The sequence below is a fragment of the Prevotella sp. P2-180 genome (genome assembly GCF_002251435.1).
Lineage (GTDB): Bacteria > Bacteroidota > Bacteroidia > Bacteroidales > Bacteroidaceae > Prevotella.
Genome location: NZ_NPJI01000037.1, coordinates 39,472 through 52,193, shown reverse-complemented (window position 1 = coordinate 52,193; position 12,722 = coordinate 39,472). Strand labels below are relative to the sequence as shown.

The 12,722-nt window shown below is 43.8% G+C and carries 9 protein-coding genes; all 9 read left to right on the top strand.

Features of this window, described 5'->3' with window-relative positions; all coding sequences use genetic code 11:
• The first annotated feature begins 10 nt into the window (after window positions 1-10).
• Window positions 11-448, top strand: a complete 438-nt coding sequence (locus CIK98_RS06080; RefSeq protein ID WP_094383374.1) for a hypothetical protein — start codon at window positions 11-13, stop codon at window positions 446-448.
• A complete protein-coding gene (locus tag CIK98_RS06075) occupies window positions 445-843 on the top strand; it encodes a hypothetical protein (protein ID WP_094383373.1) in 399 nt (132 codons plus the stop codon). The genes CIK98_RS06080 and CIK98_RS06075 overlap by 4 nt, the downstream gene beginning before the upstream one ends.
• Complete coding sequence (locus CIK98_RS06070) at window positions 830-1,390, top strand: hypothetical protein (protein ID WP_094383372.1); 561 nt, start codon at window positions 830-832, stop codon at window positions 1,388-1,390. The genes CIK98_RS06075 and CIK98_RS06070 overlap by 14 nt, the downstream gene beginning before the upstream one ends.
• Window positions 1,391-1,392: 2 nt before the next feature.
• Window positions 1,393-1,806 (top strand): hypothetical protein, encoded by a 414-nt coding sequence (locus CIK98_RS06065; RefSeq protein WP_094383371.1) that lies wholly within the window; start codon window positions 1,393-1,395, stop codon window positions 1,804-1,806.
• Window positions 1,807-1,823: 17 nt separating this feature from the next.
• Window positions 1,824-2,405, top strand: coding sequence for a hypothetical protein (locus tag CIK98_RS06060; RefSeq protein ID WP_094383370.1), 582 nt, complete (start codon window positions 1,824-1,826; stop codon window positions 2,403-2,405).
• 88 nt (window positions 2,406-2,493) lie between these two features.
• Complete coding sequence (locus CIK98_RS06055) at window positions 2,494-3,030, top strand: hypothetical protein (RefSeq protein WP_094383369.1); 537 nt, start codon at window positions 2,494-2,496, stop codon at window positions 3,028-3,030.
• Between the two features lie 38 nt (window positions 3,031-3,068).
• Entirely contained in the window at window positions 3,069-3,329 is a 261-nt protein-coding gene (locus CIK98_RS06050) for a hypothetical protein (RefSeq protein ID WP_094383368.1), read from the top strand.
• Window positions 3,330-3,466: 137 nt separating this feature from the next.
• Window positions 3,467-6,865 carry a hypothetical protein gene (locus tag CIK98_RS06045; RefSeq protein ID WP_094383367.1) on the top strand — a complete coding sequence of 1,133 codons (3,399 nt, stop codon included), beginning with the start codon at window positions 3,467-3,469 and terminating at the stop codon, window positions 6,863-6,865.
• An 89-nt stretch (window positions 6,866-6,954) separates the two neighbouring features.
• The gene (locus CIK98_RS06040) at window positions 6,955-12,711 is read left to right on the top strand and encodes a tape measure protein (RefSeq protein ID WP_094383366.1); all 5,757 of its coding nucleotides are present in this window, start codon (window positions 6,955-6,957) and stop codon (window positions 12,709-12,711) included.
• Window positions 12,712-12,722 lie beyond the last annotated feature (11 nt).

Genomic DNA, 12,722 nt, shown 5'->3' with positions numbered 1-12,722 from the left:
GCGTAGTGTCATGGAAGAGAACAAGGAAATAGAAGCAATTGAAGACGTAAAGGCGTACACAATAGAAGATTACGTGCAAAGCCAAGTGCCTAACTCGAAAATCTCCGATAAGGTTATGAGAGGTATTCTTGCAGATTCGAACGTCGAGGAGAGAACACCCCTTGCAGAGGTTGACGAGAGAGGCAAGGACTTGACCGTTGCGTATCTCTATAAGCGCATAGCCATGAATCCAATTTCATCTCAGAAGGTAACTGATAGAGATGCAGACTGGGAGCATTCCGAAGGAAATGAGATATGGTCTCGTCAGCAGTTGCAACAGTTCCTTGTTCTCGCCCGTAAACTCCTATCAAAATGGGGTATTTCCGACGAGGCTCTTGAATCAATAGCTCCAAAATGGGGTTTTGTTGGTCGAGGGCATAGGAACGTAAGAACATTCAAAAGACGATGAACCAAACAGATGTCATAAACCCAAGGTTTCCTCACACGTGCAAAATCGTTCGCGCCGTGAACTCAGCTCCTATGGAAGATGTTGGATTGAATAACGATCCAATGGCTGACAATATCGGTACTGAGGAAGGTAATGCGCAAAGCGAAAAAATCATTTACAAGGGAATATGCCGGTCTTATAACCGAGAAACTGTGTCGGGCAATGGAGATGTGATTACCTCTTACAGAGGTCTCGCATTGCCTATAAAACAGGACGAGTGGACGGAAGAGACCGCCCCTGCCGAAGGGGATATGATAACCGTGTGGCGCAAAGGCTATATTGAAACTGGCAATGTTCTTGACAAGACCCCAGGTAACTTTGGAACTCATATAGTCTGGAAGTATGTCAGAAATTAGGCAGCAAGCCAACGCTTTGACAAAAGCCTTAGAGAAGGAGATATTCAAGAGGACGGAAATCCTGCTGATGCAATGGTGTGATGCCATCATCAATACTGCCATTAATGAACGTATGAAAGCTAATGGCTCACACAACTTCACGGGAAACCTCCTTAACTCAATCGTCGTAGGCTTGTATATGTACGGACAACCAAGGCAGGTTTTTTACGCTGGTATGTCTCCGAACTCCGCGATAACGAGGGTAAGGGTAGCCAAATTCCGCAAGATGTCGTACAGAGCGAAGAGGCATTACGTTTTTCGCAATGACTATAGCGGAACACCAAGTGTTTACAAACCTGAAATTGAGACGAACAAAGGATGGGGTTTAGACGATGCCATCAATTTCTATGCGAGTTACAAACCCAAGAGTAGGTCTCTGTTTCACATAGTTATTTGTTATCCTGTAGAATATGCCAGTTTTGTTGAGAACGAGAGGCAGACGACGGGTATACTTGCAACAAGAAATTGGGTAGAACGGACAGCAGTTGAATTTATTAAAGTAAATTAGCTATGAGCGACAAACCGTTGATAAATCTGATATATGCAGACGCAGTGCAAGCGTTTAATGGAATAGCCGAGGCGGTATATTTAGGCCGCCCTAAGACTACTACCACTTCGCTTAACTCGTTTGTGTCTATTGAGTTTAAGAACGAGATATACGACCTCGCAGCTGGTAATTCGGATTTCTCGCTTACTACTTATGGGTATGTAGACCTTTACGTAAAGGCGAAACCCGATGGCACGATGAATATTAACTTGCAGACGAAACTTGCAGACGAAATTCGCAAGAAGCTACCCTATAAAGGCAAAGTGTCTGTATTCACAAGACCCGTTGTAAGCATGATGGGTAGCGATAATTACGGATTCAATGTGACACGTGTTACTTTTAATGTTCGAACGATAATCAACATCAATAACAATTAAATATCAACGCTATGACAATGAAAAAAAAGCAAGACTATCAGAGCGATGTTTTCAGCGGAATATCTTCCGTATTCATTGCAAAGGGTGGTATCAAAACTACCGGCGGAACTGGAACTATTTCCGAGGACAGCCTTCAGGAGTTCCCTGTTTCCGATGACGGTGGATTCAGTTGGGACACTGGTTCACCAAGTGTAAACCGCTTCAAGATCAAGGGTCTTAACGCTGCTTGGACTTGTACCTTCACTCCTGGAGATGGAGAGATTAAGCTCGAAATTCCTTGCCATGAGACAAGTATTCTTCAGACCGTGTACGGCACTGAGGGAGTTGACGTTAACCTCACGCTTCCTTCCGGCTTCACTGTTGGAGGTAAGAATGCCGTTAAGGGCAAGGCGTTCGCTTCAACTCAGAAGGCCGTTTACCTTGGAATGCTTGTTCTCAACGAGACCGAAGACAAGCTCCTTTATATCAAGAAGTGCAAGTTTATGGCACAGACCATGTTCGATGCAAGTCAGAAGCCTCTCTGTGTAGTTCTCACTGGTGACATGGTTGCTGGTGCAGACTCAGATGCATTCGGAATTTTGGAGCCTGCTGCTGAGTAACGGCGCTTCTTCATTCTAAAATATCCGTTTGGGGCGGTGGGAATAGAAGCCCACTGCCCTTTATTGTTTAACCTAAGAAATAATTTGTATGAAAAAGGATGAAGAGCAGATATTAGAACAACCCACTGATGACGAGCAGAGGGAGTATTTAAGCCTCATGGATAATGACGCTACCGTTGTAAAGGTTAGGAATCGTAAGTTCAAGATTCGTTGGCTTCATGGAGTTCAGATGGAGAAAGTCTCTCGTATATTGCTGAGCAAGAAGTATGTGGACGAGTCTCCTGATAACGACACCCTTGACGCTATATGCGAAGATTCTCGCCTTGCATGTAAGATAGCCGCGGTGTATGTCCTTAACAACTGGCTTAAGCTCAAGTTGTTTTATTGGTTCTTGTGGCGTTGGTTCTATTTTGTTAAGAATTACTCGTTTACGGAGTTGCAGCCGTTGTTGCTTTTGGGTAAAAAAAAAATACCGCAGATGCAGTTCTATCAAGCTACCACGTTGTTGATAGGGGCAAAGGCTACTCTGATGACAATGAGAGCGAAGGAAGTAGAAGCTTTCCTTCACGCACAAGATATGGCGCAGCGTTCGGAACAGCAGCAGAGCGATGGCCGTGGCTTGTAGCTCCAAGGTATTTTCTCTTTGGGCTTATAAGAATCCCGATGTTTGAATATCGTTGTGGGCATACGATTGCGCAAATAGAGCTGTTGGCATACGACCAGCCTTTCACTGCCTATAAGAAGAGGGACAAGAATGAAGGTAAGAAACCAGGAGATGAAGGCTACGAGCCTGACCCAGAAAAGTTGATAGCCACTGTGGAGAAATGGAAGAAGCGCAAGGCGGCTCGTGAGAAGCGAGGTTGGAGTCTTAGCAAATTCCTTTCCACTGGCGAGAAAGTTCCTCTCTCCGAGGATTTAAAATAAACAATATAGTGGAGGTGGATTTTCCGCTCTTCACTATTTTTTTTAGTTGTAACAGCTTAGTTTTGTGTACTATACGATATATCGTATCTTATTATTGCTATTTTTGCGAAACAATTAAATAATAAATAAAAGTACTTATGAGTAATTTTGATCCATTAAAATTCGCCGTCCAAATAAAGGACGAGGCTTCGGGAAGGCTCGATGAAATCAAGCGAAAGCTTTACGAGCTAAAAGACGTAAAGGTTAAGGTCACTCTTGACGGGTTTCCTGACATTCAAAGAATGCTGAAGTCGAGTTTTGAAGGCTTTAACCTTCAACTGCCCGATTTTGCAAAAATAATAGAAGGGGCTAAGCAGTCGGCAAGCCAAGTAAGGGATATGACAAATGAGTTAAAGGCAGTCAAGAATGCTGAAGATGCCCTTCTTAACACTACCAGGTTGCGCAAGGAAGCACAGGCAGAACTCAACAATCTTATAGCTCAACAGTCCAATTCTTCCATGGCGAATAAGGTGCTGGACTTTGTTTCCTTGCCCAAAGAAACCAAGGATCGTATTAATAAATTAAAAAGCATGCTTTCATCCCCTGAAGGTTCTCTTTCAGATACCGTCATTGGGAGTATAAAGAGCCGTCTTGAAGAAGAGAGAGGCTTCCTTAAAGAATTGGGCCAGATACCGGCGGCAGAAATTGAAAAATACCGCTCAAATTACCGTTCTTTCGCTGCAAAAATATTAGAAGAAAGGCAAAAGGAGTTGTCTGTCCTTGACAAAGGTGCATCTGACTATGCGGATAAGGTGTGGACGATAAAGCAGAAGTATCGCGCGGCTATGGAAAGTTTTGTGGAGGCTAACGTGCCGTTGTCTTCTCCGAGTTCTATTCCGTATAGTGCTATCGGTTCTATCTCTAAAACCATTGGGAAGTATGAGGCTGAATACAATGCAGCTATGGCTAAGCGTGTAGCCGCAGAGCAAGAACTACAGAGTCTTCAGTCGGGCGGTACTTCTGAGGCTATGAGTCGTGCTGCGGCAGAGAAAGCCGTGGCCGATGCCACCAATGCGCACGCAGAGGCGGTTAAGAGACTTAACTCTTTGATAGCAGAGCAGCAAAATCAGCAGCAGGTAAAGACTAATTATTTTAACCTTAGAAACGAAGAGGACAACCTTAATGCTTTCTTTGCTAAATATACTGATAAGTTCAAGAGAATGAACTATGAAGTGAAAAGTCAATTTATGCTTGGTAGCGGAGCCTCTGGGCATTCACCGTTGCTGGACTTATTCAAAGGTCAGGAGGTTCATCGTTCGTATGTTGATGGATTTGGCATATTCGACAAACAAATCATAGCTATTGGGAAAAGCGCAGAAGCCCTTGGTGATGTCTTTGGTAGAACAAGAGACCAGGCAAAGGAAATGTTCAGGACTACGAGTTCGTCTGAGTTTGAGCACATGCTCGAAATGGCTAAGGCATATCGTCGTGAATATGGCAGACAAAATATCACTGATGGTGATTCAGACAAGTACTGGAGATACATCGTCAACCTTCTTGAAAAAGCGGTTGAATTAAGGAAGCAGTTCGAGAAAGAAAATCCTAATTATGCGCTGCCATCGTTAAAGAAACCAGACGTATGGGCTGCTTACGATGCCGACAAAAGAATTGGAGAACTAAAAGAGTCCATATCAAAGGCTACAGAGGTTGAAGTTAACGCAGCCTCAGAACTTGCCGTAGCCAAAGAAAGACTTGCTAAGATACAGGCAAACGAAGCCGCCAGCGCAAAGGAAATCGAAGCTGCCCGCCTAAAGGTGAAGGAAAGCGAGGAAGCCGAAAAGAAAGCCACTGAGGAACTTACAAAGGCGAAGGAGGCTCTTGCTAAGGCAAATAAAGAAAATACGTCTGTAGGCTCTAATAAATGGTCCGACGTAGAATCTTTGAACAATCTCATTACCAGACTGAAGTACATGAAGCAACTGACCGAAGGATTGAGTAGCGAGCATCTTATTAATAACACAGGCAAAATGACTTCGTATTACAAGCAGGTAATGGAACTCGGCAATGCCTTTAATTCTGCGATGGCTGATTTACCTAAGGTCGGCGTAGAGAGTACTAAAGAGTATATATCACAGATTAAGACTCTTTGGGATCAATTCTCGCAGTCTATGAGTCAAAAAAAAGTTGGCAAAAATGATTTTGCAAAAAGCCTTTACGAGCAGTTGGATATAGTTCAGAACTCGTACAAATCCCTTGTTCATATGGGAGGTGAACAAAATTTCCTTACCGAAGTCCAGAATCAGATGAATATGGTATCTGCTGTTATCAGCAACAGCATACGAAACCTTATTGTTCAGATAGACAAGATGAAGGAGACTATCAGTGATGATAATTTCACTGCATACAAGAAGCGTATCGAAGATACCGCAGCTGCCATGAATAAGCTTTCTGAGGCTTTTGTCAAGTTTCAGGGTACTGTCGGCAAGGACGAGGGCATGAAGAATTTTATGACTGGACTTGGCGAGGTAATCAGCAAGATACGCTTCCAGCTCAATAGTATTAGTGAAGGGGCAAGTAATATGTCAGGCGACCAAATGCTTAAAAACTACCGTCGCAACCTTGACAAGGTGGAAGAGGCTATGTATCGTCTGCAAGAAGCCCGCGGTAGGATGATTGAAGCAATATCCATAGGCAAGAGCAGTGGCATGGACGTGTCGGGAATGGAGAATTTCTTGACATTCTTGCAGAAGTACGAGAACCGCTTGCTAAAGCTAAAAAATGACGAGGCTGCGTTGGCGGCTAATGACCTTGGTGGTGTGTTCGGGAGAAACTACAAAGCCCTTTTGTCTAACACGAGCGACTTTGTTAAGCAAGCCAATGACTATCAAGCCGCAGCTACAAAGGTTATGAACGCGTCAATCGACATGGAAAGTGCTATGTCACGTCTGACAGGTGCTATACAGAGCGGTAACGGAAGGTTAGACGTTAAGCCATTGCGTGACTTGTATTACGAGATTAATACTCTGTACAAGAAAGTCAACGCACAGCCTAACGCAACGCTTGCGGCAGGACTACTTGGCAGTGACTTTGCCCAAAAGATAGGCGAGGCTAACAGGCTCATAGCCGTGCAAGCCGATGCAGAGCGCAATCTCCGCAGATATACCGCGATGATGGAGGATATTATCAAGATGGAGGGAAGGATTGATATGGCAAAGGCTATATCAGTTGGGCTTAATCTTCCGACCGACCAACTTGACGCAGCCAAGAAGCGCATATCTGGCATGTTCGATGAGATAAACAAGATTGTTACTGACAAGACAAGGCTTGGAGATACCCAACTTTTTGGCGCAAAGCAATTCGAGTATAAGCGAATGACCGCAGACACAAAGGAATTGACCGTCGCCCAAGAGAAGTTGAACAAGGAGACTCAGAAAGCCATTGACAAAAGCAATGCCGAGGCGAATAAGAAAGCGGCTGCGGCGGCTAAGGAAGCGGCAGTCGAAACAAAAAGAGGGCAGAAAGCCAACGACAGGCTGCGATACAAGCCGATGCCTTAACTCGTAAGGTAGATAAGTGGTCACAAATTGCCGACAGAGGTGCAAAACTCGGAGTTGATACATCTGAACTGCAAAATGCTATTAAAATAATGAATATATATGTTCAGTTACTCAACCAAATGTCTAATGATGTACGGTGGTCAAAAACGACAAGCGAGATTGTGTCTACCCCAGGCTTTATCATAGGAAGCAGAGACGCAGAAGCCGCAGCCAAGGCAGTTACTCAGCAGAGCAATGAGCTGGAACGTAATGCTAATAGCAAGAACAAAGCGGCAAAAGCATCTAATGAGCTTACCCTACAAGAACAACGGCTTGCAGCGGAAATGGAGAAGGTTTCCCAAAGCGCAAAGGGGCAGTCGCAAGTGCTTTCAGATCTGAAGTCTATGGCGCAGCAGTACTTGTCGTTGTACGGAACGCAGCAATTCCTCAACAACATCATAGAGATTGGTGGTCAGTTGGAGAATCAGCGTATGTCAATCGCATCCATCCTTGGCGATGCCGCACAAGCCAACACGTTGTTCGAGCAGATACAGTCACTTGCAGTAAAATCTCCGTTCGGCGTAGTTGAACTCGATCAATACACCAAACAATTGTCTGCCTTTGGCTTCCAGTACAACGAGTTGTATGATATGACAAAGCGACTTGCAGATATTTCCGCTGGCGCAGGAACAGACGTCGGTCGTTTGGCTTTGGCTCTCGGTCATGTCCGTGCAGAAGGTGCACTGACAGGTTACACTCTCCGTCAGTTCGCAATGAACAACATACCTATGCTACAGAAGCTCTCGGACATGCTCAGTGCGAGAGAAGGTCGCCTTGTATCTACTCAGGACATCCGTAAGCGAGTATCGAACAAGCAGATAGGCTACGAGGACGTTATCTCCGTCATAAAAGGTTTGACGGACGAAGGCGGTATGTTCTACAATATGCAGGAGGCTATCTCTCAGTCAACCAAGTCAAAGTGGAAGAACTTGAAGGATGCAATGGATATTATGTACGGTAAGATGGCCGAGAGTGATCTTGTCGGTGGTGGATTGAAAGACCTTGCTTCCTTTTTGACCGATTTGACAAAAAAATGGGAGCGTATTGGCGCTGTCTTGATAACAACTGGCAGTGCTTGGGGGATAGCTAAAATTGCAGCCATAGCATATAACTCCGCATTGGGGACTAATGCGGTACAAACGTTAAAGGCGATGAAGGCGGCTCAAAGAATGGACGCAGCCACCTTGAATATTGCTAAGTCGTATAGAATTGCTACGGCCGCTGAGAATGCAAATACCACAGCAAGACATTCGGCAATCATCACGACTACTCAACTCGCAATCAGCAACAAGAAATTGTCTGCTGAAGAGTTGTCTCGTGCCGTTGCCTTGGGTAAGTTGACAAAACAACAAGCATTCTGTGCAATTGCCCAGTCCAACCTTACTATAACACAGAAACGTTACTACGCTGAAATGATAAGAGGCACGATGGTGCTCTCTGCATGGCAAGCAGGAATACTAAGGCTAAAAATAGCCATGGCAGGACTGAAAGCTTCTTTCCTCGCCTTAGCCGCTAACCCGATGACTTGGCTATTGACTTTTGTGTCGGCGGCTACATATCTTTGGTCTAAGCATAATGAACAAATGGAAAGGGCCAAAGAACTCCAGGAAAGCATTAACACAGTTGGTCGCGAGGGCGTGAAGAACATTAAAGGTTTTGTAAATTCAAACAACGGCACTCGTATTGTCGGAACTGTAGAAGATACAGACGATAAGGGTAAGAAAATAAAATACGAAGCAGACCTTACTGATAATTACGAGAAATATAAAAATACTCGCCTGTATTTGCCCGCATTTGATACCCTTGACGAAGCAAGTATAAAGTCTGTGATGGATAATGCCGAGCAATTCATCAAGGAATATTCAGCAACCCCTAACACAATGCTCAATGATGCTTTTGCCGATCATGGAGGTGTAGTTAATAATTTGAGGGCGCAATACGACTCCCTTGAAGAGAGTCTTAACACTCTTCATAAGGCTTATGCAATTATTAACAACGATATGAAAGAAGTCATGGATTACTCGCTTGAAAGCACGGGCGGGTGGTTTAATGATGACCTTATCGAGAATATCAATGATTATTCAAAGGCGTATAAGGAATACAAGGACAGCATCACTGATTTTATTTCAGACAACGAGAAAGCGGCTCAAGAGGGATTGAAAGCTGCCTTGTCGGTAAAATCGTTTGGCGACGCAGTAGCTGCCGCTAACAAAAAGTTGAAAGAAAAGGGAAGTCCGGCAATGACTAATATGCAAATGCTTCAAATGCTCCTTGATGATGCAAAAAAATTCCAAGACGCTCAAATTGCCATGAGGAATCAAATGGGTGTTGGCACGCAATTAGGATTAAATAAAGTCATGATGAAAGGCGGCTCAGCAAGACTTGCCTATAAGGACATGGAGCAAGATCTTGACAATGCCATAAAATCTATGAAGGACAAATTGTCAGGTCTTGGCTGGGACTTCAAAAAACTTACAGATGCCCAAAGACAAGCCGTTGCCATTGCTCTTGCTGAGATGGTGGGCAAGGCTACTGATTCTACCGACGAAGTACGTGACAGGATAGTCGCGCTCGCTAAAGAAAAGTTCGGTATTAAACTTGATGTTGAGCAAGCTGAAGCCGTAGCTAAAATCAACGAGGTAAAAAAGCAGTTGGAGGCGATCTGTAACAAGACGTGGATGATTGAAGTAGGTATCACAGGAGACATAGGAACTGATTTACCAAAGGTAGATCCTAAGTATAAGAAATCTCTCGAAGATATTGAAAGATACGGAAACGCGTTGAAAAGAGCTGGTATAATAGGTAAAGTAGGTGAGAGAGCACCAGAAATTGTCATTGACAAGGAGAATAATCTTCTTTCGACTAAATGGAATCCCCAGCACAAACCTATATCAAACACGAGTCCGTTCTCGCCAACTGATACCAATCTTATAAAGGCCTATAACAAAGCCCTTAATGACAAGGCTGATTCGCTGAAATGGTATGAAACTTATCACATGACTCCACCCGAAGATTCGAAGAGTAAAAAGAATGGAGGAGGTAGCAAGGCTTGGAAGGATGAGTTCGCTAAGCGTTGGGACGAGCGCATACGCATCATGAAAGAAGCCTATGACTGGTACGAGAAGTGGCGTAAGGAGTACGGCAAGGACACTGCATTTGACAAGGTGAATAGCCGTTACCAAGATATATTCAAGGAGTGGAAAACCGACAAACTGCTGCCAATGGACTTCGACGTAAAGCAAGTTGCCGACTATGCTAAGTACGTGCGACAGATAAAAGACGATGCCCTAAAGCGTTATCAAGCACAGAAGAACGACAAGTCCAAGAATAACGGACAGGAGGCTTTGCGAGTATTCCGTCAGGCAGTGTCATTGCTAACTGATTTCGATTGGGACGAGATGCAAAGGAAGAGCGAGGAATATGCTTCCTCTATGAAGCAAAACATCAGCGATATGTCTGAAAAGTGGGCTAATTTCAAATCCTTGCTTGAATCAACCGGAAATAGAGAGTTGTCGGCTCGTTTATCCGGTTTGACGATGCAGGACGCAAATAACAGATTCCAGGCCGAGCAACTTAAAAGACAAATACAGAGTGTAATGCCTAACATTGACTTTTCTAAGGTTTACGATATGGACAGTAAAGCTATTCAGAATTATCTTAGTGAAAAACTGTCCCCTAAACCTATAGATGGTGAGAGTGACGCGGCGTACATGCAAAGGCTTGCAGATTACAATACAAAGATAAAAGGCATAGTCGAAAGCCTTGAGGAACTGAAAAAGCTTAATAAAGATGTTGAAAGATCTGGTATAGAAGCATATAAATCCGTCATGGAGAAAGCTATGGATTATGCGTCTCAACTACAGAGAATAGTCAATAAACTTGAAGAAGTTAAGGCTAATATATTAAATAATCCCAAACTTTCTCTTGAGGAAAAGTACACGGCTATTGACCGCGCTACCGCCTCTGCTAATTTGGAAGCTCTAAAAGCATCTAGCGGATATAGTAGATTCTTCAACAACATGATGTCTGCTCCAATCTCTGAGATTAGAAGTATGGCTAATGAAATTAAGTATAGACTTAATGAAGCTATGAAAACAGGTGCAATTTCTGCATCTGATTATGCAAAACAGATAGCCGAAGTCAACAACATAATGTCAGACATGGAGACCAAAGACCCAACCAAGTGGTACAACAAAGGATTGCTTGGTGGTTCAATGGATGATCGTATGCAGCGAAAGATAAACCAAGGCAATGATATGATTAACCAAGGTGCTTATGATTACCAGAAAGCGAAGGCGGCAGGGGATTCAGAAGGCATGAAAGCTGCGACAGAAAAGATAGATAGCGGCAAGTCAATGGTAGCAAGTGCCAAGAATTTCAATATGACGATGACTATAATCGAAAAAGTCATTAATGCTGTTGATGATTCTATTCAAGGCACAGTCAAAGGCTTTGGTTATCTACAGGAAATGCTTGGTTCATTTGGTGTTGAAAGTGATACGATGTCAACAGTAGGAGATTACCTTGGCGCAATCGGTAACATGTCCTCTCACGTGAAATCATCGTTTGCAGCATATAAGAACGGAGATTTCATAACTGCGGGGGCGGAAGGTATAGGAGCGGTAACTTCATTGATAAGTGGCTTCAACCAAGCTCATGACAATAGGCTTGAAAGACAGATAGTCAAACTGCGTGAAGAGGTTACAAGGATTGCAGATAACACCGCTTTGATAGTTTCGCTCAGAGAAAGAGAACTTGGTTACGACAGCGGAGATATAAGACGTTCCATGGCTTCTTTGTATTCCCCGAAAGGAAGGGTACTTAAAGGTTTCCTTTCAGGTACATGGTTCGGGCAAGGTTTTAGCAGTAAGGCTCAGAAAGATATGTTTGAGTATTATACTCGGAACAATCAAGGAAGCGGTTACAGTCAAGAGCTTGCGAACCTCAAAGCTGAGAGGGATAACTATATGGAGCAGCTGAACAAGCAAGAAACTAAGAAGAAAAAGTCTCAGTCCGACATTGAGGAAACCAAGAAGAAGATTGCCGAACTTGACGAGCAGATATATTACTTCACGCAGGATCTCGCGAAAGAGCTATGGAGTATAGACATCAAGAGTTGGGCGCAACAGATAAGCGATGCGCTTGCCACCGCCTTTGAGAACGGCACATCTATGGCCGAAGCTTATCGAGATACCGTTAAGACGATACTTCAGCAGCTATCAAACAAAATGTTGCAGTTGAAGTTTATCGAACCGATGTTTACTGCCCTTGAGGAATCCTTGTTCGGGAAAAAGAACTCTGATGGCACTACTACTGGTGGAGTTATTGACCCTAACAATCCCGTCGTAAGTGCTCAGAGAGTTTCTGCGATAGTTGCTGATTTCTTTGGTACTGGAGGTGAGGGAGAAAAGACAATGATAGCTGCCAAGCAGTTTATGAACACCATGGAGAAAGTTTGGAACGATGCCGGCTTATCTATGTTCAATGACAATAACTCATCTACTCTCGGCAATGGTATACAGGGAACGGCTGAGGAAACAAGTAATTTGCTTGCAGGTTATGTGAACGCGTTAAGGCAAGACGTTTCTATAATGCGAATAATACAGGAGCAGTTTGTATCCGACTACTGGAACAACTACATTCAACAAGTCAGTGGCATACAAGGACACCTTAGTAGCATTGACAGAAATGTTGCCCTTATTTATTCACTGATAAACGAGAGCGGTGCTTTATATTCCCTGATAGAGGGTATGAATACCAGACTTGAACGATTCTCTAATGGCATGGAGAGTGTAAAGATAAGGTGATAAAAAAAAAG